The organism is Nocardioides sp. JS614 (assembly GCF_000015265.1).
Taxonomy (GTDB): domain Bacteria; phylum Actinomycetota; class Actinomycetes; order Propionibacteriales; family Nocardioidaceae; genus Nocardioides.
Genome location: NC_008699.1, coordinates 4,475,231 through 4,496,318, shown reverse-complemented (window position 1 = coordinate 4,496,318; position 21,088 = coordinate 4,475,231). Strand labels below are relative to the sequence as shown.

Annotated in this window: 23 protein-coding genes; 16 read left to right on the top strand and 7 right to left on the bottom strand. The window is 75.6% G+C overall.

Annotation, left to right across the window (positions count from 1 at the left end; translation table 11 throughout):
* The first annotated feature begins 9 nt into the window (after positions 1-9).
* Positions 10-1,053 carry an alpha/beta hydrolase gene (locus NOCA_RS23000; protein ID WP_011757682.1) on the top strand — a complete coding sequence of 348 codons (1,044 nt, stop codon included), beginning with the start codon at positions 10-12 and terminating at the stop codon, positions 1,051-1,053.
* Positions 1,054-1,114: 61 nt separating this feature from the next.
* Here the strand turns inward: NOCA_RS23000 and NOCA_RS22995 are convergent, their stop codons facing one another.
* The 4 genes from NOCA_RS22995 to NOCA_RS22985 all read right to left on the bottom strand — a co-directional run bounded on the left by NOCA_RS22995 (position 1,115) and on the right by NOCA_RS22985 (position 5,472).
* Positions 1,115-2,077, bottom strand: a complete 963-nt coding sequence (locus NOCA_RS22995; protein WP_011757681.1) for a type IV toxin-antitoxin system AbiEi family antitoxin domain-containing protein — start codon at positions 2,075-2,077, stop codon at positions 1,115-1,117.
* A 104-nt stretch (positions 2,078-2,181) separates the two neighbouring features.
* Complete coding sequence (locus NOCA_RS28520) at positions 2,182-2,310, bottom strand: hypothetical protein (protein ID WP_274378264.1); 129 nt, start codon at positions 2,308-2,310, stop codon at positions 2,182-2,184.
* Positions 2,311-2,598: 288 nt separating this feature from the next.
* The gene (locus tag NOCA_RS26150) at positions 2,599-5,070 is read right to left on the bottom strand and encodes a hypothetical protein (RefSeq protein WP_011757680.1); all 2,472 of its coding nucleotides are present in this window, start codon (positions 5,068-5,070) and stop codon (positions 2,599-2,601) included.
* Between the two features lie 45 nt (positions 5,071-5,115).
* Positions 5,116-5,472, bottom strand: a complete 357-nt coding sequence (locus tag NOCA_RS22985) for a DsrE family protein (protein ID WP_011757679.1) — start codon at positions 5,470-5,472, stop codon at positions 5,116-5,118.
* 23 nt (positions 5,473-5,495) lie between these two features.
* Here NOCA_RS22985 and NOCA_RS22980 point away from each other — a divergent pair, with 23 nt between their 5' ends.
* The 4 genes from NOCA_RS22980 to NOCA_RS22965 all read left to right on the top strand — a co-directional run bounded on the left by NOCA_RS22980 (position 5,496) and on the right by NOCA_RS22965 (position 7,937).
* On the top strand, positions 5,496-5,990 hold the full coding sequence (locus NOCA_RS22980; protein WP_011757678.1) for an FABP family protein: 495 nt from the start codon (positions 5,496-5,498) through the stop codon (positions 5,988-5,990).
* A 47-nt stretch (positions 5,991-6,037) separates the two neighbouring features.
* Positions 6,038-6,457 (top strand): Fur family transcriptional regulator, encoded by a 420-nt coding sequence (locus tag NOCA_RS22975; RefSeq protein ID WP_011757677.1) that lies wholly within the window; start codon positions 6,038-6,040, stop codon positions 6,455-6,457.
* On the top strand, positions 6,454-7,428 hold the full coding sequence (gene ygfZ / locus NOCA_RS22970) for a CAF17-like 4Fe-4S cluster assembly/insertion protein YgfZ (RefSeq protein WP_011757676.1): 975 nt from the start codon (positions 6,454-6,456) through the stop codon (positions 7,426-7,428). The genes NOCA_RS22975 and ygfZ overlap by 4 nt, the downstream gene beginning before the upstream one ends.
* A 302-nt stretch (positions 7,429-7,730) precedes the next feature.
* On the top strand, positions 7,731-7,937 hold the full coding sequence (locus NOCA_RS22965) for a hypothetical protein (RefSeq protein WP_148217941.1): 207 nt from the start codon (positions 7,731-7,733) through the stop codon (positions 7,935-7,937).
* 17 nt (positions 7,938-7,954) lie between these two features.
* On the opposite strand, the gene mshD is transcribed toward NOCA_RS22965, so the two are convergent.
* Entirely contained in the window at positions 7,955-8,842 is an 888-nt protein-coding gene (gene mshD / locus NOCA_RS22960) for a mycothiol synthase (RefSeq protein ID WP_011757674.1), read from the bottom strand.
* 133 nt (positions 8,843-8,975) lie between these two features.
* Between mshD and NOCA_RS22955 the strand changes: the two genes are divergently transcribed.
* The 4 genes from NOCA_RS22955 (at position 8,976) to NOCA_RS26140 (ending at position 13,181) form a co-directional block, all read left to right on the top strand.
* Positions 8,976-11,156: an MMPL family transporter gene (locus NOCA_RS22955; RefSeq protein WP_011757673.1), complete on the top strand. Its 2,181-nt coding sequence runs from the start codon at positions 8,976-8,978 to the stop codon at positions 11,154-11,156.
* Positions 11,153-11,359: a hypothetical protein gene (locus NOCA_RS22950; protein ID WP_041546854.1), complete on the top strand. Its 207-nt coding sequence runs from the start codon at positions 11,153-11,155 to the stop codon at positions 11,357-11,359. The genes NOCA_RS22955 and NOCA_RS22950 overlap by 4 nt, the downstream gene beginning before the upstream one ends.
* A gap of 147 nt (positions 11,360-11,506) precedes the next feature.
* A complete protein-coding gene (locus NOCA_RS26145; RefSeq protein WP_049774458.1) occupies positions 11,507-12,460 on the top strand; it encodes an alpha/beta hydrolase in 954 nt (317 codons plus the stop codon).
* 55 nt (positions 12,461-12,515) lie between these two features.
* Positions 12,516-13,181, top strand: coding sequence for a TetR/AcrR family transcriptional regulator (locus NOCA_RS26140; RefSeq protein ID WP_011757671.1), 666 nt, complete (start codon positions 12,516-12,518; stop codon positions 13,179-13,181).
* Positions 13,182-13,205: 24 nt separating this feature from the next.
* Here NOCA_RS26140 and NOCA_RS22935 read toward each other — a convergent pair whose 3' ends face one another.
* Complete coding sequence (locus NOCA_RS22935) at positions 13,206-13,844, bottom strand: TetR/AcrR family transcriptional regulator (protein ID WP_011757670.1); 639 nt, start codon at positions 13,842-13,844, stop codon at positions 13,206-13,208.
* A 177-nt stretch (positions 13,845-14,021) separates the two neighbouring features.
* Here NOCA_RS22935 and NOCA_RS22930 point away from each other — a divergent pair, with 177 nt between their 5' ends.
* From NOCA_RS22930 to NOCA_RS22920, 3 genes are read left to right on the top strand one after another with little or no spacing between them, the layout of a single operon-like run.
* Positions 14,022-14,882 (top strand): phosphatase PAP2 family protein, encoded by an 861-nt coding sequence (locus tag NOCA_RS22930; RefSeq protein WP_011757669.1) that lies wholly within the window; start codon positions 14,022-14,024, stop codon positions 14,880-14,882.
* On the top strand, positions 14,882-17,410 hold the full coding sequence (locus tag NOCA_RS22925) for an MMPL family transporter (RefSeq protein WP_011757668.1): 2,529 nt from the start codon (positions 14,882-14,884) through the stop codon (positions 17,408-17,410). The genes NOCA_RS22930 and NOCA_RS22925 overlap by 1 nt, the downstream gene beginning before the upstream one ends.
* A 14-nt stretch (positions 17,411-17,424) precedes the next feature.
* A complete protein-coding gene (locus NOCA_RS22920) occupies positions 17,425-17,811 on the top strand; it encodes a hypothetical protein (protein WP_140404068.1) in 387 nt (128 codons plus the stop codon).
* On the opposite strand, the gene NOCA_RS22915 is transcribed toward NOCA_RS22920, so the two are convergent.
* The gene (locus tag NOCA_RS22915; protein ID WP_011757666.1) at positions 17,785-18,558 is read right to left on the bottom strand and encodes a winged helix-turn-helix transcriptional regulator; all 774 of its coding nucleotides are present in this window, start codon (positions 18,556-18,558) and stop codon (positions 17,785-17,787) included. The genes NOCA_RS22920 and NOCA_RS22915 overlap by 27 nt on opposite strands.
* A 93-nt stretch (positions 18,559-18,651) precedes the next feature.
* Between NOCA_RS22915 and NOCA_RS22910 the strand changes: the two genes are divergently transcribed.
* The 4 genes from NOCA_RS22910 (at position 18,652) to NOCA_RS22895 (ending at position 21,057) form a co-directional block, all read left to right on the top strand.
* Positions 18,652-18,924, top strand: a complete 273-nt coding sequence (locus tag NOCA_RS22910; RefSeq protein WP_011757665.1) for a MoaD/ThiS family protein — start codon at positions 18,652-18,654, stop codon at positions 18,922-18,924.
* Positions 18,925-19,128: 204 nt separating this feature from the next.
* Positions 19,129-19,641, top strand: a complete 513-nt coding sequence (locus tag NOCA_RS26135) for an alternate-type signal peptide domain-containing protein (RefSeq protein WP_011757664.1) — start codon at positions 19,129-19,131, stop codon at positions 19,639-19,641.
* 47 nt (positions 19,642-19,688) lie between these two features.
* Complete coding sequence (locus tag NOCA_RS22900) at positions 19,689-20,246, top strand: signal peptidase I (protein ID WP_011757663.1); 558 nt, start codon at positions 19,689-19,691, stop codon at positions 20,244-20,246.
* Positions 20,239-21,057 (top strand): hypothetical protein, encoded by an 819-nt coding sequence (locus NOCA_RS22895; protein ID WP_011757662.1) that lies wholly within the window; start codon positions 20,239-20,241, stop codon positions 21,055-21,057. Before NOCA_RS22900 ends, NOCA_RS22895 begins: the two co-directional genes overlap by 8 nt.
* The last annotated feature ends 31 nt before the right edge of the window (positions 21,058-21,088 follow it).

Below are 21,088 nucleotides of genomic sequence, written 5' to 3'. Positions count from 1 at the left end.
GTTGCGTTCGTGACCAACGCCCCGCGCTGGACCGAGCGCCTGCAGATCCGTGTCGAGACGCTGGCTCTGCGGGCTGCGATGGGGCTGCCCGAGCGGGTGCAGCGGCTGCTGGGCGGCCGGGCGATCGTCCGCGACGGCCAGACCCTCGCGGCCGATACCCAGCTGATGCTGCGGATGCAGCGGCTGGTGCGCGAGCCCGGCGCCGAGACGCTGCCGATCCCCGAGGGCCGGGCCGCCATCCGGCGGCACGCCGGCATGACCGGCGGCCGGCAGCGGATCGGCGCCGTCCGCGACCTCACCGTGGCCGACCGCCCGGCCCGGCTCTACACGCCGACCGGCGCCGCGGCCTCGGGCCCGCTGTTGCTGTTCTTCCACGGCGGCGGCTTCATGTACGGCGACCTGGGCTCCCACGACGCGTCCTGCCGGTTCCTGGCCGAGCGGTCCGGGGTGCGGGTGCTCGCGGTCGGCTACCGGCTCGGGCCCGAGCGGCCGTTCCCGGCGGCGTACGACGACGCGCTCGCCGCCCACGGCTGGCTCGTCGACCACGCGAGCGAGGTGGGCGCCGACCCCGCCCGGCTCGCCGTCGGCGGCGACTCCGCGGGCGGCAACCTGGCCGCGGTGGTGGCCATCGAGGCGGCCCGCGCCGGGCTGCCGCTGGCGTTCCAGCTGCTCGTCTACCCGGCGACCGACGCGGTCCGCGAGACCGCCAGCGCCGAGCTGTTCGCCGACGGGTTCTACCTCACCAAGGCGTTCATGGACCTCGCCAACACCTCCTACATCGGCCGCACCGACCCCCGCGACCCGCGGGTCTCGCCGCTGTACGCCGAGCTGCCGGCCGGCCTGGCGCCGGCGTACGTCGCGACCGCCGGTTTCGACCCGCTCCGCGACGAGGGCGAGGCCTACGCCCGCCGGCTCTCCGAGGCCGGGGCCACGGTCGAGCTGCGGCGCTTCACCGACCAGATCCACGGCTTCTTCAACATCGTCGGCGCCGGCCGCACCAGCCGCGCCGCCACCGCCGAGATCGCCGCGAAGCTCAAGTCCGCGCTGCACTGAGCGGGCTGGGGCGCCGGTAGGGGGCCCGCGCCCGTACGCCCGGAAAGCGCGGTGGATCGGATCAGCCCGCTGGTTCATCCGACCCACCGCACTTCTCGCAGGGCGTGGGCGTGCCGCCCCAGCCGAGCCGCTGCATGACGCCCGCCACCGCCGCCGCGGTCGCGCAGGGCCGGTCGAAGACCTGGCCGTAGCCGAGCCGCAGCGTGGTGCCGGCCTCCTCGACCGCCGTCGTGAGGTCACGCTGCAGGTCGCGGTCACGCGCGGCCGCGGTGCCGTGGACCAGCCGTCCGTCGAGCTCGACGACCAGGTTGAGGGCGGCGTACCGGACGTCGAGGTACGACGTGCTCCCGCCGGTGACCCGCGCCGCCTGGCGCTCGCCCGCCGGCAGGCCGTGAGCGCGCTCGACCTCGGTGAGGTAGCCGTGTTCCAGCACCGAACAGGTCCCCTCCGCGACGTCGGCCAGGACGGCGCGGAGGAGGTCGCGGTGCGGGATCCAGGAGCGCTCGCCGAGCCGGTCCAGCAGCCGGGCGGCGGTGGTCCGGCGCGTTCCGCAGGCGTCGGCGAGCGCGGCCACCATGCCGAGACGGGCGGGGGCGCCGGCGGCCAGGTCGAGGACCGTGTCGTCGTAGCGGATCCGCGGCGGCCCGAGGTTCCACGCAACCCGGTCCGCGAAGCCCGCCACGCGGTGCAGCCGGGTCCCGGCCGGGGTGACGAGGTGACGGTCGCGGTCGACGGCCACGTGGATCACCGAGTCGTCGTGGTCGCGCCGGCCGGGGCCCTCGTGGGCGCGCCGGGCCGACGCGCCGTACAGCGCCGCGGGCGAGCAGGCGAGCACCGCCGCCCAGGCGCGCTGCTGCCAGGTCAGCGGGCCGGTGTACTCGACGTACACGCCCGGATGCACCGCGACCCAGTCGTGGCGCCGCAGCGCGCGGGCGATCGAGGTGGGCGTGGCGCCGACCGTGAGGGCCTGGGCGCGCCCGATCACCCCGTCCTGCTCCTGCAGCAGCCGTGCCAACTCGTCCATCCGGACATCGTCGGCGCGGCCGCGGACGGACGCGACCGGCCGACCGGCGCTCTGTGGACGGGCGCGTTCTGAGGCCCGCTGTGGATCAGCGGAGGGTCGGCGCCTCAGGGCCGGGCGTCAGTGAGCGCGCCGCGAGAAGCGTGGAACCGGCTGCGGCACGGGCAGGCCCAGCCGAGGTCGGTGGGCTGGCCGCAGGTGGCCCGCACCGGCTTGCCGCGCACCTTGCGGATCATCCGTCGCGTCGTGCTGACGGAGACCTTCTGGGCATGCCCGCACCGGGGACAGACCGAAGCGTCCGAGGCAGCCATGCGGCCATCTTCAGCACCATCCGGATCGGCCGGGTCCGGTTCTTAGAAATGCCCCCGACCGGTCCAGTCCGGGCGTCCGGTCAGCGGCGCGGGGTGACCCGCTCCGGCGAAGTGCGGTGGCCGGGACGGCCCTGGTGGGGCCGATCCACCGGGCCTTGCGCCGGCCCGGCAGGGCCGGCGGTCCGCCCACCTGTCGCCATCGCGCCACCGGACTCAGCGCCCGCGGAAGAACCCGCGCTTCTGGGACTGCAGCTCCGCGACCTCGGCCCGGGCCTGCTCGAGCTCGGCGGCGAGCGAGCGGGCCTTCTCCTCGGCCTCGACCCGCTCGCGCATCGCTTCCTCGGCGATCTCGGCCTGCCGGCGTACGGCGGCCTCGACGGCGCTCCGGTCCGCGGCGCGCTGGGCGGCGGCCTCCTCGGCCTCGGCCCGCAGCCGGGCCTGCTCGGCGGCGGTCGTCTCCGCGGCGGACCGGGCGGCGATCGCGGCCTGCAGGTCGGCCAGCGCCTGCTGCAGCTGCTCCTCGACCTCCTGCCGGTCGGCGGCCGCCTGGCGGGCCAGGTCGGCGTGCGCGCGGGCGTCCTCCTCGGCGGCCTGTCGCGCCGCGACGGCCGAGGCCGCGGCCTGCTCGGCGGCGGCCCGGGCGGTCGCGTGCTCCTGGGCGGTGGCGTCGGCGGCGGCCCGCGCCTGGTGGGCCGACGCGGCCTGCTCGGCCTGCTGCTCGGCGCGCTGGTGGGCGCCGGTCTGGTCGGTCGCGGCGCGCGCTGCGGCCTCGGCCTGCTCGTGGGCACGCATCTCGGCAGCGGCGCGCGCCGACTGCGCCTCCTCGGCCTGGGCGGCCGCGTCGCGGGCGGCCTGCTCGGCGGCCTCGCGGCCGACCGCGGCCTCCTCGGCGGCTGCGGCCCGGGCGCGGGCGGACTCCTCGGCAGCCTCGCGCGCCGCCGCGGCCTCGGCCGCGGCGGTCTCCGCTGCGGCCCGTGCCTCGTGCGCCTCGCGGGCCCGCTCGGCCTGACCCTGGGCGGCCGCGTCGGCGGCCATCCGGGCCTCGTGGGCGGTGCGCAGCGCCTCGGCGAGGTCGGAGGCGGTGCGGTGCGCCGCCTCCTCCGCCGCGGCGGCCTGGGCGGCGGCCGCGGCCCGCTCGCGGGCGGTGTCCTCGGCGGCGGCCCGGGCGGCCTGCGCGGCCTCGGCCTCGCCGGCGCGGCCCCGCGCGGCCTCCTCGGCGGCGAGCCGGGCGGTGTGCGCCTCGTCGGCGCGGCGGGCGTGCTCGGCGGCGGCCTCGTCGGCCTCGGCCCGCAGCCGGGCCTGCTCCGCCGCGGACCGCTCCGCGTCCGACCGGGCCGAGGCGGCCTGGGCGGCGGCGTCCTCGGCCGCGGTCCGAGCCTCGGTGGCGCCCCGCACGAACTCGTCGTACGACCGGGTCACGGTGGCCAGCCGCTCGAGCAGCTCCTCGGCGTGCGCCTCGGCGGCCGCGCGGTCGGCGTGCGCCTGCCGTGCTGCCTCCGCGGCCTGCTGCGCGGCCTGCTCGGCGGCTTCGCGCGCGGCGGCGGCGGTCGTCGCGGCCTCGGCCTGGGCCCGGGCGGCCTCCTCGGCGCTCAGCCGCGCGCCGTGCGCCGCCGCGGCCAGCCGGGTCTGTTCGGCGGCGGCCTCCTCCGCGGTGGCGCGGGCGGTCGCGTGCTCCTCGGCGGCCGCCTCGGCCGCGGCGCGCGCCTCGGCCTGCGCGCTGGCGCGCTCGTCGGCGGCCTGCCGCGCCCGGGCGCCGGCGGCGAGCTGCTCCTCGTGCTGCTGGGCGGCGGCTGCCAGGCGCTCGTCGTACGACGCCACCTGGGCGTCGGCCCGCTCGACAGCGGCCTGCTCGGCGGCTTCGCGCTCCGCCAGCGCGGCGGCCAGCCGCTCGTCGTACGACGCGGCCTGCGCGTCGGCTCGCTCCCCGGCGGCCTGCTCGGCGGCCTCGCGGTCCGCCACGGCGGCGGCGAGCCGGTCGGCGAGCTCCTGCGCGCGCGCCTCCGCGGCGGCGCGCTCCTCGTGGGCGACGCGGGCGGCCTCGACCGCCTCGCGGGCGGCCTGCTCGGCAGCCTCGCGCGCGGCGGCGGCGCTCGCCGCGGCCTCGACCTGGGCGCGCGCGGCCTCCTCGGCCTCCGCGCGGGCGGCGGCTGCGGCCTCGGCGCGCGCCTCGGCGTCGCGGGCGGCCTCTTCGGCGGCGGTGCGGTCCACCGACTGCTGGGCGGCGGCCTGCTCGGCGGCCAACCGGAGCGCGGTGGCGACCTTCGCGGTCTCCACCAGCTTTCGGGACGCCTCCTCGGCCTCGGCGCGGGCGGCGACCGCGGCCGTTGCGGCCTCCTCGAGGCGGGTGCGCTCGGCTGCGTGGGCGGCGCCCTCCTCCTCGGCGGCCCGGCGGGCGTCGTACGCCTCCTGTGCCGCGGCCGCGTGCTCGGCCGCCCGCTGGTCGGCCTCGATCCGGGCCAGCGCGGCCTCGCGCGCCGACTCCTCGGCGACCAGCCGTTCGGCGGCCTGCTCGGCGGCCGCCTGCTCGGCGCGTCGCCGCAGCTCGGCGGTGCGGTCGATCGCCGCCTGGAGGTCGGCGGGGGTCCGTTGCTCGGCCGGGCCCGAGGGACGCTCGGGTGCCTCGTCGGACGGCTGGTCCTGCTTGCGCTGCCACCACCGCGTGGGGCCGGGATCGTTCGAGTCCATCACCCGCGAGCCTAGGGGTTGCCGGGGCCGGTGTGGTGCCGAATCTCAGTACACCAACGCCTGCACATCGGGGGCCAGCACCTCCTCGACGTACGCCGCGGCCCCGGCGATCCGCACGCCTTCGAGCAGGTCGTCCGGGCCGAGCCCGCGTCGCGCCGCGCACTGGGTGCACACGGTCACCCGACCGGCCGCCAGCACCGCCGCCACCAGGTCGGCCGCCGGCGTCGCCTCCGGCAGCGCGAACCCGCCCCGCCCCGCGCCCAGCCAGGCCGCCTCGCCGGTCAGCCACAGGCTCACCTCGGCCCCCGCGCTCAGCGCTATCGCGGCGACCGTGAGGGCCTGGTTGGCGCGCTCCGGGTCGTCGGCTCCGCAGGTGACCTTGACGACGAGTGGGCGTGCCATGTCGCCCACCCTAGAGTGTCGGTATGCCGTTCGAGCTCCCCGACAACCTGCACCCCGACTGCGGACCGGTGGCCTGGCTGCTCGGCCGTTGGGGCGGCCGCGGGCACGGCGACTATCCGACGATCGAGGGCTTCCAGTACGGCCAGGAGCTGGTCTTCACCCACGACGGCCGGCCGTTCTTCCACTACTTCGCCCGCGCCTGGATCGTCGACGACGCCGGCGAGAAGGTCCGCGAGGCCGCGCAGGAGGCGGGCTTCCTGCGCTGCAAGCCCGAGGGCCGGGTCGAGCTGCTGCTCACCCACAACACCGGCTTCGCCGAGGTCTGGTACGGCGAGGCCGCCGACGGCAAGCTCGAGCTGACGACCGACGCGGTCGTGCGCACCGAGTCCGCGAAGGAGTACACCGGCGGCAAGCGTCTCTACGGCAACGTCGAGGGCGACCTGCTGTACGCCTACGACATGGCGGCCATGGGCCAGCCGCTCCAGCCGCACCTGTGGGCGCGGCTGGTCCGGCAGTGACCCCCGGCGCGTGAGCCCAGGACCACCACGACCATGAGGCAGGAGCAGTGACCGAGGAGCTCGCGGCGCGGCTGCGGGAGCAGGGCTACCGACTCACCCCGCAGCGCCAGCTGGTGCTGCAGGCGGTCGAGAAGCTCGGCCACGCGACGCCGGACGAGGTGCTCGCCGAGGTGCACGCCCAGTCCAGCGCGGTCAACGTCTCCACGATCTACCGCACCCTGGAGGTGCTCGAGGAGCTCGGCCTGGTGCGGCACGCGCACCTGTCCGACCGGGCGCCGACGTACCACTCGGTGACCGACCGCGAGCACTTCCACCTGGTCTGCCGGAATTGCCACAAGGTCGTCTCCGTTGACCCAGAAGTGATCGGGCCGCTCGCCGAGCGGCTCGTGCGCGACCATGGCTTCGTCATCGACGTGGGCCACCTGGCGGTCTTCGGCCGCTGCACCGACTGCGAGGAGGACCGATGAGGAGCCCGCTGCTGGACCTGCCCGGAGCCGTGGCCGGGGACGGCGTCGACCGTGACGTGGCCGCGCACTACGGCTCGTTCAACGGCGAGCAGCGCACCCTCGAGTCCGGCCAGGGGTTCGTCGACCTCTCCCACCGCGACGTGGTCCGCATCTCCGGCCCGGACCGGCTGACCTGGCTGCACTCGCTGACCACCCAGCACTTCGAGGCGCTCGCCCCGAGGCTGTGGACCGGCGCGCTGGTGCTCAGCCCGCAGGGCCACGTCGAGCACGCCTTCTTCGGCTACGACGACGGCGGGGGCGACGACGGCGCCTTCACCGCCCACACCGAGCCCGGCGCGGCCGCCGCGCTGGTGGAGTTCCTCGACCGGATGCGGTTCATGATGCGGGTCGAGGTCGCCGACGTCACCGACGAGCTCGCGGTCACCTGGCGCCCGTCCGCCAGCGCCGAGGGCCCGTACGCCGGCTACGAGCTGATCCGCCGCGACCAGCTGACGGCGTACGCCGAGGCCGCGGGCCCGGCCTGCGGCCTCTGGGCGTTCGAGGCGCTCCGGATCGCGCGTGGCGAGCCGCGCCTGGGCCTGGACACCGACCACCGCACGATCCCCAACGAGGCCGGCTGGATCGGCCCGGCCGTGCACCTGGACAAGGGCTGCTACCGCGGCCAGGAGACCGTCGCCCGGGTGCACACCCTGGGCCGGCCGCCGCGGCGGCTCACCCTGCTGCACCTGGACGGCTCGGAGAACCGGCTGCCCCCGGTCGGCGCCGACCTGCTGCTCGGGGACCCCGCCGACGGCAAGGTCGTCGGCTTCGTCGGCACCTCCGCGCGCCACTACGAGCTCGGCCCGATCGCGCTGGCCATGGTCAAGCGCAACGTCCCGCTCGACGCCCCCCTCACCGTCGACGGCATGCCGGCGGCCCAGGAGGTCGTGGTCGACCCCGAGGTCGGCCTGCACGTCCGCCCGCTGCGCTGAAACCGTTGTGGTTTGGTCACCAAAGGTGGCCGGTCACGGCTCGGAGCTGCGGTTGGTGACCAAACGACAACGGGATCGGAGCGGTGGCTCGGGGCGTGAGCCTGCCCTCGGCGCCCGGCTGCGGCTCGTGGGCACGGCGCGGTGGCGTCGATGAGCCTCCGGTTGATCCCGCTGTGCTCTCGAGCGGCCGGCGCACCGCGAGCCTCCGCGACCCGACGGCCACCGGGCGTTAGCCTGCGCGTGTGTCCGCGGGTGTGGATCCGTCGCCGGCGGGGTATACCCCGCTCGTGACGAGGATGTGGGTGCGACGGCGTCGTGCGACGGCGCGGATCGCCGAGCTGCGGCTCGCGCTCGCCGCGGTCGGCCCCGAGCCGACCGACGCGATCGGCCGCTGGCGCCACCAGGAGGAGATCTGGGGCCTCCAGCACGAGCTCGACCGGCTGCTCTCCGCCCGGCGCCCGCGCCGTGGCCCGGCGGCGGTGGAGCTCTCTGCCGAGCAGCCCGCCTGACCCGTACGTCGCGCGAGCTAGCGGCGGTACTGCACGTGCGTGTCGTCGTCGGCGTGCGTGAACCCGAGGCCGGCGTACACCGCGATCGCGGGCCGGTTGTCGGACTCGACGTAGAGCAGCACCTCGGGTACGCCGCGTCCGGCCAGGTGGTGCAGCCCGGCCAGCGTCAGCACCTTGCCGAGCCCGCGCCCCTGCGCCGCCGGGTCGATGCCGACGACGTACACCTCCCCGACCTCGACCCCGGGCCCGGCCCCGGCCCCGGCATCGCCCGGATGCACCTTGGTCCAGTGGAAGCCCAGCACCTGCTCGCCACCATCCGCAGCCGCCGAGGTCGCCAACAGCAGCCCGTCGGGGTCGAACCACGGCTCGGCCATCCGCTCGGCCAGGTTCGTGGCGTCCATCGAGCCCTGCTCGGGGTGGTGGGCGAACGCGGCGGCGTTGACCCGCAGCACCTCCTCGGCATCCCCGGAGTCCGCCCGGAAGGCCCGCACCGTCACCCCGTCCGGCGCCCGCAGCTGCGGCAACGCTGACGCCATCTGCCGGCGCATCACCCACAGCTCCCGCGCCCGCTCGAACCCGTGCGACCGAGCCAGGGCCGCGGCGGCCGGGTGGTCACCGTGCGACCACGCCTCCAGCGGCATCCCGGCGGACAGCCCCGCCAGCGCCGACGAGAGCAGGCCCGCGCCCAGCCCGCGGCCCCGCGCCTGCGGGTGTACGACGAGGCTCAGGTCGGCCCCGATCACCAGCGCGAACCCGCCCGCGCGCACCCAGGACCGCACCCGCTCCGGGTGGTGGCGCAGCGCCAGCCAGGTCGCCTCGTCCAGCGGGGCCGCGCCGTCCGCGGCCTCGGCGGCCCGGGCGACCTCGGCGACGGCAGCGAGGAGGTCGGCGGCGTGATCGTCCACGACCCGACCCTAGGCCACCGGCCGCGTCCGCCCCACCCCGCCGCCGCCTCGTCAGGCGCGCGGCTACACACCCGTCTTGTCATCTGACGAGACACGTGTCTACACTCGCGTCAATCGAGACTTGGAGGTCCTCATGTTCGACACGCTGGCCCGCTTCATCGTTCAACACCGCTGGGTCACGATCGCTGCGTGGCTGATCGCCGCGCTCGCGATCGTGCCCTTCGCCCCCCGCCTCGGGGACGTCACCAACTCCGACGAGGCGAGCTTCCTGCCCGACTCCTACGAGTCCGCGCAGGCCGACGACCTGGCGCGCACCGCCTTCCCCGACCGGTCGGGCGCCACCGCGCTGCTCGTCTTCAGCCGCGAGGACGGCACCCGGCTCACCGCCACCGACCAGCGCCAGGTCGGCGCGGTCGTCCAGGACCTGAACGCCGCCGGCATCGACGGTGTACGCGGCGCGCAGACCGGCGCGCCGGAGTCGCTCTCGCCGGACGGCAAGCTCCAGCTCGGGCAGGTCGGCTTCGAGGGCAGCTCGGGGGAGGAGCGGGTGATGGACGCCGCCGAGACCGTGCGCGACGAGGCGGCCCAGGCCCTCGAGGGCAGCGACCTCGAGGTCGGGATGACCGGCGACGCGGCGATCAAGGCCGACGACGCCGACGCGCACAGCACCGCCGAGATGACGGTCGGCATCGCCACCATCGGCCTGATCCTGCTCCTGCTGCTGGTGATGTTCCGCAGCCCGGTGGCCGCCCTGCTGCCGCTCGCCTCGATCGCGCTGGTCTTCGGCATCGCGAGCTCGCTGATCGCCCTCACCGCGCAAGGACTGGGCTTCGACGTGAGCCTCGACCTGCCGCCGCTGCTGACCGTGGTGCTCTTCGGCATCGGCACCGACTACATCCTGTTCACCCTGTTCCGCTACCGCGAGCGGCTGCGGGCGGGGGAGCGCGACCCCGATGCGGTGGTGCACGCCGTCGGGAAGGTCGGTGAGGTGATCACCTTCGCCGCGTTCGTCGTGATCATGGCGTTCTCCGCCCTCGGCCTCTCCGAGCTCGGCTCGCTGCAGACCATGGCTCCCGGCCTGGTGATCGGGGTCGCGGTGATGTGGCTGGCCGGCGTCACGCTGGTGCCCGCGGTCGTCGCGGTGCTCGGTCCCCGGGTGTTCTGGCCCTCGAAGTCCTGGCAGACCACGCCGACGAAGTCGACGTACCGCCGCATCGGCGGCCTGGTCTCGCGCCGGCCCGCGGTGATGGCCCTCGCCTCCGGCGGTGCGCTGCTCGCCCTGGCCGGCGGTGCGCTGTTCTACACCGCGGACTACGACAGCATCAACCAGCTGCCCTCCGACGCCGAGTCCCGCCAGGCCTACGAGCAGCTGCGCGAGTCGTTCCCCGCCGGCTCGATCACCCCGACCCAGGTCTACGTGACCGGCGACCAGCCGATCGACCAGGACGCGCTCGCCGCCCTCGCTCGGGACAGCGCCCGTCCCGAGGGTGTGTCCGCGGTCAAGGAGCCGATCTACAGCCCGGACGGCCGGACCGCCCGGATCGACGTCATCCTGGCCGACAACCCGTACTCCAACGCGGCGCTGGACGCCGTCGACGGCCCGATCCGCGAGGCCGCCCACGAGTCCGGGGCGGGTGACCAGGTGCTGGTCGGCGGCCAGACCGCGTCCAGCGTCGACATCCGCGACGCGACCAACCGGGACTACCTGGTGGTCTTCCCGGCCGCCGCCCTCGCGATCGGGCTGCTCCTCGCCTGGCTGCTGCGCAGCCTGGTGGCGCCGCTGTACCTGCTCGCCGCCGTCATGCTCGGCTTCTCGGCCACCCTCGGCGTGACCGTCGGGGCGTTCCAGGGGCTGTTCGGGGAGACCGGCCTGAAGTCGACCCTGCCGGTGATCGTCTACCTGTTCGTGGTCGCGGTCGGCACCGACTACAGCATCCTGATGGCCGCCCGGCTGCGGGAGGAGCGGCGAGCCGGCAGCCCGCCACGGGTCGCGACCGCGCGCGGGGTCGAGCACGCCGGCCCCGCCATCGCTGCCGCCGGCCTGATCCTCGCCGGCACCTTCACCTCGCTGCTCCTCACCGGCATCGCCTCGCTGATGCAGATCGGCTTCGCCGTCTCGATCGGCATCCTGGTCGCCGCCCTCGTCATGGCGACGATCCTGGTGCCGAGCCTCACCGCGCTGCTCGGCCGGTGGGCCTGGTGGCCCGGCCACCGCGACACCGGCGACACCGGCGACGGGGAGGACGAGGGCGGGCCGGCGTACGACGACAGCCGGGCCGGCGCGGTCTCGGTGCCCGCAGACCGGCCGTCATGACCGGCGCGAGCCGCGGCCGGGGCGCAGTCCCCGGCCGCGGCCCGGCCCCGGCGGTGGAGCACGCCGCCGGGAGCCGGGCCCGGTGCCGGCACTGCCGCCGGACCCTGGTCTACGTGTCCGGCGTCGGGTGGGTCGACCCGGCGGTCGGCGGCGCCTACGACATGTGCGACGGCGACCCCTACGCCAACCACGACCCGCACTGACCGACACCGCCCCTCCCCTCGCCCGGGCCGATAGTCCCTGACGTTTGTGTGGTCTGGGAGCGCTCCCAGGCGCGCAAAGGTCAGGGACTATCGTGCGGAGAGCGGAGAGCGGAGATCCGAGACATCGCTGTCCAGTAGCGTCGGGGCATGGTGCTGGGGCGGATCAAGGCCCGCTACGGTCGGCCGGCGGTACGCCGGGGGCTCGCGGCACCGGTCGGGCTGGTCGCCACGGACGTGAGCCTGCTCGGCCTCGACGGCGGGACGCTGCGGGGCTGGTTCTGCCGCCCCGACGGCGGCCTCGACGGCGGCCCCGACGCCCCCGACGGCGGACCCGACTCCCCCGGCGACGGACCCGACGACGGTCTCGACGACGGACCCGACGACGGACCCGACGACGCCCCCGACGCCCCTGACGACGGCCCGGACGGCCGCCCCGGTGCCCCCGGCGCGGTGGTGCTGCACGGCTGGGGCGGCGCGGCGGCGGACATGGCCCCGGTCGCCCAGCCGTTGATCGAGGCTGGCGTCCACGCCCTGCTCCTGGACGCCCGGTGTCACGGCCGCAGCGACGACGCGGAGTTCACCTCGATGCCGAGCTTCGCCGCGGACCTGGCGGCCGGCGTCCGGTGGCTGCGCGAGCAGCCCGGCATCGACCCCGACCGGGTCCTGCTCGTGGGCCACTCCGTGGGCGCCGGGGCGTGCCTGCTGGCGGCCCGCGAGGACCCGCGCATCGCCGCGGTGATCAGCCTCTCCTCGATGGCGGACCCGCGGGAGGTGATGGCCCGGCTGCTGACCGGCGGCGGCGTCCCGCGCCCGCTCGTCCCGGTCTCGCTGCGGGTGGTGGAGCACGTCATCGGGGCCCGGTTCGCCGACTTCGCGCCGCTCGCCACGGTGGCGGCCCTCGACGTCCCGGTCCTGCTGGCGCACGGGGTCCGGGACGCCGTGGTCCCGGTCGCGGACGTCCACCGGTTGGCCGCCGTCGCGCGCGACGCCACCGTGCTGGAGCTGCCCGATGCCGGGCACGCGGAGCCGGTCGACACCACGGTGCTGGCCGACGCGCTGCGCGCGTTCGCGCGCCGCACCGTCGCCGGCCACCCGGGCTAGACGGCGCCGCGGCCGCCGGAGTAGACAGATGTGCACACGCGTGTACGCTGGACGCGTGACGCACCCGAGCCCGCTGCCCGACCGCTCGCCGGTCGCGCGCGGCCGCGCCCGGGCCCGACACACCCGGGATGCCGTCGTGGAGACCGCGCTGCGGCTGTTCTCCGAGCACGGCTATCTCGCGGTGCGGGTCGAGGACATCGCGCGCGAGGCCGGCATCTCGCGGGCGACGTTCTACAAGTACTTCTCCGAGCGCGAGGAGATCCTGGCCGCGCTGCTGACCCGGCTGCTCGACGACCAGGCGGCGGCCCAGGTCGACCGGGTCCACGCCGACGGCGCCGCCGGGCCGGACGGTACGACGCCCGACGTCTCCACCCGGGTGCGGGCCCTGGCCCGGGAGGTCGCCGAGCGGACGCTCGAGCGCGAGGAGCTGGCCCGCTTCGTCTACGCCCTCCCGGTGCGCCACGAGGCGCTGCTGAACGTCGAGCCGCTGCGCCGGCCGCGGGCCTGCCGGCAGCTCGACGGGCTCCTGGCCGAGGCGGGCGCGACGGGCGAGCTGCGCGCCGACGTACCGCTCGGCGCGGCGCGCGCACACGTGCACGCCGCGATCGAGACGGCGCTGCGCGCCTGGGCGACCGGGCAGGCCCCGGACGCGCTGGCCGAGGTCGACCGGCAGCTCGACCTCGCGCTGTACGGCGTGCTCGGGCTGCCCCACGCCGGCTAGCCCGGGCTCACGGACCTGGCCTCGCTAGCGCCGGCGGATCGCCTTGCGGGTCGGTGCCGCGGCGCCGTGCAGCACCACATCCAGGTGCTGGGCCAGCCGCTCGTGCGGGTCCGTCGCCTGGCCGGTGGCCCACTCGCGCAGCGCGGTCTCGATCGCGGCATGCACCTGGGTGCGGACCACGGCCAGGGGTACGCCGTCGCGGAGCTCGCCCGCCGCGTCGGCGGCGTCGAGGAGCCGGTCGACGCGGCCGAAGGCGGAGGGCCGGGGGAGCTGCTGGGCACCGAGCAGCGCCTCGTGCCGCACGGGCAGGCTGTAGACGAACCGGGCCAGCTGCTCCTGCTCCAGCATCCGGTCGACGATCGCGCGCCCCAGCGCCTGGACCCGGGCGGCCAGGTCGCCCGCCGGCTGCTCGACCTCGGTGCCGGCGCCCTCGTCGGCGCCGAGCAGCCGGGTGAGCAGCATCGCGAGGATCTCCTCGCGCTCGGCGAAGTGCTTGTAGAACGTCGCCCGGGACACCCCCGCCTCGCGGGCGATGTCCTCGACCCGGACCGCGAGGTAGCCGTGCTCGGAGAACAGCCGCAGCGCGGCCTGGAGCACCGCGTCGCGGGTCTTCTCCCGGGCCTGGCCGCGGGCGCCGGCGAGGCCGGCGGGCCGGACCGTCATCGCGGCGCACCGCCGCGGGCCGCGCCCGTCGTACCGCTCATGCCGGCGACGCTAACACACCTGTCTCGACACGTGCCTCCACCGCGCGGCCCGCGCCGGGACCGCACTTGATCAGATGTGCATACATGTGTCTACACTCGTGCCACCCCGCCGCGTGACCCAGCTCCGGAGGCCCCGATGCTCGACCGGCCCGCCCGCCACCTCCGGCTCCGCGCTGCCCTCGTCGAGCTGGTGCTGGTCGCCGCCCTGTTCAACCTGTACCGGTTCGGCCGCGCGGCCATCGACGGCCAGCAGGCCACCGCCCGGCACAACGCCGAGCTGGTCACCGACGCGCAGCGGGCGCTCGGCCTCCCCTCGGAGGCGAGCCTCCAGCGGCTGCTCGACGTCGAGCTCCTGCTGCGGCTGGCCAACACCTACTACACGTTCGTGCACTTCCCGCTGATGGTGGCGTTCCTCGCGTGGGGGTTCGTGCGGCGCCCGCGCCACGAGTACGTCTGGGCCCGCAACCTGATCGCCGTCCAGACCGGCGCGGCGCTGGTCATCCACATGGCGTTCCCGTTGGCCCCGCCCCGGATGTTCCCGGAGTGGGGCTTCGTCGACACGATGGCCGTCTACGGGCCCTCGGCGTACGACGGGGTGAGCGGCGACGTCGCCAACCAGTTCGCCGCGATGCCCAGTCTGCACGTCGGCTGGGCGGTCGCCATCGCCTACATCGTGTTCCGCACCGGCCCGCGACCACTGGCCGTGCTCGCGGCGCTGCACGCGAGCGTCACCTACCTGGTCGTGATCCTCACCGCGAACCACTGGTGGCTCGACGGCGTCGTCGCCATCGCCCTGCTCGCGCTGGCGGCGGCGCTCACCCGGCTGCGCGCCGCCCGAGCCGCCGCACGAGCCGCCGCCCGGGCCGCCGCCCGGGCGAGGATGCGGGGCTCGTTGCCGGGCCCTGCTACAGTTCCCGCAAGTGAGACGACAGTGTCTCAGTTAGTCCGTGAGGGTCCGGTCGGTCCGGGCCGACCGCCGCACCGACGGGAGCCCTGATGCTGCGAACCCTGGCCACCTTCTCGGTGCGCCACCGCTTCCTGGTCGTGATCGCCTGGCTGATCCTCGTGGCCGGCGTGCTGTTCGCCGGGCAGTCCTACGGCGGCTCGTTCAGCAACGACCTGTCCTTGAAGGACACCGACTCCCAGCAGGCCTACGACGAGCTGCGGGCGAAGTTCCCCGAGATGTCCGGCGACGGCATGCAGGTCGTGATCCACGACGACAAGGGCGTCGACCAGGGGCAGGTCCGCGCCGCGGTGGAGGCGGCCGTCGCCGACGTCGCCGGCCGGCCGGGCGTCGCGTCCGCGGCCTCGCCGTACGGCCCGGGCCCGCAGATGGTCTCCGCCGACGGCACCACCGCGGTCGCGACGGTCCGCTTCGACGAGCGCGCGACCGACATCGCCGAGGCGGACCTCACCGCGGCGCAGGAGGCCTTCGCGCCGGTCGCCGACCTCGGCGTGCAGGTGGAGTACGGCGGCGCCGCGCTCGACGCGGAGAACCACCCGTCCGGCAGCGAGGCGATCGGGCTCGCCGCCGCGGTCCTGGTGCTGTTGCTGGCCTTCGGCTCGGTGTTCGCGATGCTGGTCCCGCTGCTCACCGCCGTGCTGGCCCTCGGGCTCGGGATGGGGATCATCTTCCTGCTCTCCGACCAGGTCACCATCGGCACCGCCGGGCCCGTCGTCGCGGCGATGATCGGCCTGGGCGTCGGCATCGACTACGCGCTGCTCGTGGTCACCCGCCATCGGGAGGGGCTGGCCACCGGCCACTCCGCGCGCGAGTCGATCCCGATCGCGCTGTCCACGGCCGGCCGCTCGGTGCTGGTCGCCGGCACCACCGTGATCATCGCGATCCTGTCGCTCTACGCCATCGGCATCCCGTTCGTCGCCACCCTGGGCCTGGCCAGCGCGATCACCGTCGCGACCACGATGCTCGCCGCGGTGACCCTGCTGCCCGCGCTGCTCGCGGTGTTCGGCGACCAGCTGGACCGGCTCCGGGTACGCCGCCCGCGGCTCGACCACGGCGGCGGCCGGGTCAGCGGCTGGCACCGGTGGACCCGGCACGTGCAGCGCCGGCCCTGGCCGTACCTGCTCGCCGCGGTCGCGGTGCTGGCCACGCTCGCGATCCCGCTGCTCGACCTGCGCCTGGGCACCGCCGACGACGGCTCCGCCCCCGTGGGCAGCACCGAGCGGGCGGCGTACGACCTGATCGCCACCGACTTCGGGCCCGGCTGGACCGGCCCGCTCGTGGTGACCGCGAGCTACCCCGACGGCACCGCCGCGGAGACCCAGCGCTCCGCGAAGGCGCTCGCGGGCGAGATCGCCGGCGTCGAGGGCGTCGAGCAGGTGTCCCCGCCGGCCGTCAACGAGGCCGGCGACACCGCCGTGCTCACCGTGGTGCCGAGTACCTCTCCGGACGACCAGGCCACCGAGGACCTGGTCCACCGGCTCCGCGACCAGGTGGGCCGGGACGGCGCCGCCGACGACACCCGGGCTCAGCCCCAGGCCCGGCCTGAGCCCGAGGTGCACGTCGGCGGCGCCACCGCCACCAACATCGACCTCGCGGACAAGCTGACCGACCGGATGCCGTGGTTCATGGCCTTCGTCGTGGGCCTGAGCTTCCTGCTGCTGCTCGTCGAGTTCCGCTCGATCTTCGTGCCGGTCAAGGCCGCGCTGATGAACCTGCTCTCGGTGGGTGCGGCGTACGGCGCGGTGGTCGCGATCTTCCAGTGGGGCTGGCTCTCCGACGTGTTCGGCGCCCAGCCCGGGCCGATCGAGTCGTTCGCGCCGATGATGCTGTTCGCGGTGCTGTTCGGGCTGTCGATGGACTACGAGGTGTTCCTGCTCAGCCGGGTCCGCGAGGAGTACCTGCGCACCGGCCAGGCCGGGGCCGCGGTCGCCGACGGGATCGCCGCGACCGCCCGGGTGATCACCGCCGCCGCCTCGGTGATGGTGGTGGTCTTCGCCAGCTTCCTGCTCAACGACGACCGGGTCGTGAACCTGTTCGGCTTCGGCCTGGCGGTCGCGATCGCGATCGACGCGACCCTGGTCCGGCTGGTCCTGGTGCCCGCGCTGATGGCGGTCGCGGGACGGCTGGCGTGGTACCTGCCGCCCTGGCTGGACCGGGTGCTGCCCCGGATCGAGCTCGAGCCGCACCCGGTCGACCCGTACGAGGAGGAGCTCGACCGGCTCGACCCCGACGTGCGGGACGTCGTCCTCGCCGAGGAGCCCCCGGTCCCGGCCGGGCCCGGGGCGCACCTCGAGCGGGGCGCCGAGGACCCCCGGGCCGCGCTCGAGACGCTGCGCGACGTCGTCGCGGAGCGCGACGCCTACCTCCAGGACTACCTGGAGACCCGCGCCGAGCTCGAGCGGGTCCGGGCCCAGCACGAGGCCGTGGTCGAGGCGCTGCGCACGATCCAGGAGGCGGGCGCCGGGAACGGCGTCGCCCTGAACGGGTCGCGGGCCGCCCGGCGCTCCCGCCGGGCCCAGGCCGCGCCGCGGGCCCGCGACGGCGACGGCGACGGCGGCTGAGGATGTACGCCGCCATGACCTGCGTCCCCGACGACGACCACGAGGTGCTCCGGCTGCAGCTGATGACCGCCGGCCGCGGGCTGCTCGCGGCGTTCGAGGCCGGCGACGACGTCACGATGGCCCGCGGGCGGGTGGCGCGGGTCTGCGAGACCGCGCTGGTGCCCCGGCTGGAGGAGGACGAGCGCTGCCTGCTCCAGGCCGCGCAGCGCGCGGACACCCGGTTGCTGGCCGAGGCGATGCGCGCCCAGATCCGGGCGATCACCGCGATCACCCGCGAGCTGGCGGGGCCGGTCCAGCCGTGGGAGGCGGTCGCCGCGACCCGGGCGCTCTACACGATGCTGGCGGCCTACACCCACCACCACGCGCTGCTGTCCTCAGCGCTGGGCGCCCCGGCCGCCTGACCCGCCCGGGGCGACCTCGGCGGCGTCGGCCGGCTCGCGGGCGTCGGCGGCCACGGCCTGCTGGTCCTTGGCCGGCAGCACGAACCGGTAGCCGACGTTGCGGACCGTGCCGATCAGGGTCTCGTTCTCGGGGCCGAGCTTGGCGCGGAGCCGGCGTACGTGCACGTCGACGGTGCGGGTGCCGCCGAAGTAGTCGTAGCCCCACACCTCCTGGAGCAGCTGCTGGCGGCTGAAGACCCGGCCCGGGTGCTGGGCCAGGAACTTGAGCAGCTCGAACTCCTTGAACGTTAGGTCCAGCGGCCGGCCACCGATCTTGGCGGTGTACGTCGCGTCGTCGACGACCACCTCGCCGGTGCGGATCACGTGCGACTCCGGGTCGTCGGCGTCGCGGCGGGCGGCCAGGCGGCCGATGGCGAGCTTGATCCGCGCCTCGAGCTCGGCCGGCCCGCAGGTGTGCAGCACGACGTCGTCCATGCCCCAGTCGTGGGTGACGACGGAGAGGCCGCCCTCGGTGCAGACGAGCAGGACCGGTACGTCGGTGCCGGTGGTGCGGATCAACCGGCACAGGTCGCGGGCGTGGGCCAGGTCCTGGCGGCCGTCGACCAGCAGCAGGTCGGAGTCGGGCGCCTCGAGCAGCGCGCTGCCCTCGGCGGGCAGGATCTTGACGTGGTGGCCCAGCAGGGCCAGGCCCGGCAGCACCTCGGCGGAGGGCTGGAGTGCGCTGGTGAGCAGCAGGAGGGTGCTCATGGTGGTCTCCTCCCGGACGGGTGGGGACCGAAACGCAGCGCTGGGCTTCGGTCGAGGTGTCTCGCTGGTGCCTCGTCGGGGAGAATACCGGACATGAGCCTCGCCCCGATCGAAGTCCACTACTGGGCCTCCGCGCGCTCGGCGGCCGGCGTCGCCTCGGACGCGCTGGCGGTCCAGGGCCCGATCACCCTCGCCGAGGTGCTCGAGCGGGCGGTCGCGCTGCACCCCGGCACCCGGCTGCCCGACGTCCTCAAGATCTGCTCGACCCTGGTCGGCGACCGCCCCGTGAACAGCGAGGACCCGGAGGGCGTCCTCGTGCCCCCCGGGTCCTCGGTGGAGTTCCTCCCGCCCTTCGCCGGCGGCTGACCTCTTCGTTCGTCGTGACGCCCCACCGGTGATCGAGCCGTTACGGGTGATCGAGCTTGTCGAGATCCCGGCCGTCCGCGCAGTGCGCCGACCGTCCGTCCCGGGCTAGACCGGGTGCGGCGGTCCCTCAGCCTCGGTATGACTCGCGCCACACTCGGGTCACCCCGGTCGGAGGGGACCGGGTGTTCCGATGGGAGGGGACGCATGAGGAAGTCGACGAAGGGCGCCCTGGCTGCTGGAGCCGCCGCGCTGCTGCTCTTCGGGGGCATGGGCACGCGGGCGGGCTGGAGCGATGACGGGACGTTCACCGGCACGGACATCGGCACCGGCCACCTGAACCTGATCAACGCGACCTGCAACGGATGGAAGATCGGCGCCTCCGCGTTCGATCCGGCCACGATCAAGATCGTCCCGGGGTCGGTGCTCACCCAGGTCTGCACCTTCGAGGTCGACGCCGTCGGCACCAACCTGAAGGCCACGCTCAGCGTCACGGCACCGAGCTTCGCGACGGCCAACGGCCTCACCGGCGTGCTGACGACGGCCGCAACCTATGTGAACAACGCAGACAGCTCACCGATCGACGCGACGACCCAGCTCGCTGACGGAACCGTCATCAAGGCGACGATGACCGTGACGCTGCCGGCCTCCGCCGACAACACGATCCAGGGCCTCACCGCGACGCTCGACAACGTCACGGTGACGGCGACCCAGGCCTGACACCGGGTACGGCGCCCCGGGCTCGACCGGAGCGCCGGCTCCACGCCATGGCCGCGGACTCCCGGGACTCCTTCCTCGACGGCTTCCGCCGGGCGGGGGAGTGGATGCTGCTCGCGGTCGTGCTGGCCGCCGTGCTCGCCGCGGTCGTCCTGCCCCGGCTGGGCGGTGCGACGCCCTTCGCCGTGCTCACCGGCTCGATGCGCCCGGTGATGCCGCCCGGAACCCTGGTCGTGGTGCGGCCGGTGGACCCCGCCGACATCGACGTCGGCTCCGTGATCACCTTCATGCCGCGCGAGCACGACCCGGCCGTCGTCACGCACCGGGTCGTCGGGGTGGGGTTCGACGCGACCGGGCAGCCGGCCTTCCGCACCAAGGGGGACGCGAACGACGCCCCGGACGGCGCGATGGTGCGGACCTACCAGATCGTCGGCGAGCGCTGGTACTTCGTGCCCTACCTGGGCTACCTGACCAACCTCCTGACCGGACGGCAGCGCGAGGTCGTCCTCGGGCTCGCGGTGGCGGCGCTGCTGGTCTACGCGCTGGTGATGTTCGCCGGTGCCGCCCGGGACCGGCTCCGTCGACCACCGGGGACGACCGGTGCGTGACCGGGTGCTGGCGGCGGCCGCCGCGCTCACCGCGGTCCTGGTCCTCGCGGGCAGCGGGGTGACCTCGGCCGGCTGGACGGACGCCACGTCGATCCCGGGCACCTCGATGAGCTCGGGACGGCTCGACCTGCGCGTGGACGGGCAGGACGCGGTGGCGAGCTACGCGCCGCTCGACCTGCCGCGCCTGGTGCCGGGCCAGACGGCGGCGACCGTGCTGACCGTCGGCAACCAGGGGAACGTCGCGTTGGGATGGACCGCCACGACGTCGGGCACCAACGCGGGCAACGGCCTGCTCGCCGCGCTGCGGCTGCTCGTCACGGACGCGACGAGCACCGACGGCACGAGCTGCGGTGGCACGGCGCTGCCCGGGTCCGCCGCGACCGCCGGCGGGACGCTCGTCGGTACGGCGCGCACCCTCGCGGCGGGCGCGTCCGAGCAGGTCTGCGTCCAGGTCGGCCTGCCGGCCGGGGCGGCCAGCGCCCTCGCCGGCTCCGCGAGCGACCTGACGATCCAGGTGCAGGCGACGACGGGATCCTGGTCGGACACCGCCGACGTCGGCGGCGTGAACCTGGCCGCCGTACCCCTGACCCCGCCGACCGTCACCTGCAGCGGGGTGCTCGGCGTGAACCTCACGATGACCTGGACCGAGGTGCCCGGCGCCAAGGAGTACCGGGTGTTCAACGCGCTCGGCACGCTGATCGGCACGGTCCCGGCCGGGGGGCTCCTCCAGGCCACCGTCGGGGCGCTGGTCGGCGTGACGGTCAAGACCGTCTTCGGCTCGGAGTGGGTCTCGGCCGGCGCCGGCTGCTGAAGACGCGCCGAGGGCCGCCCCCGCGCGGGGG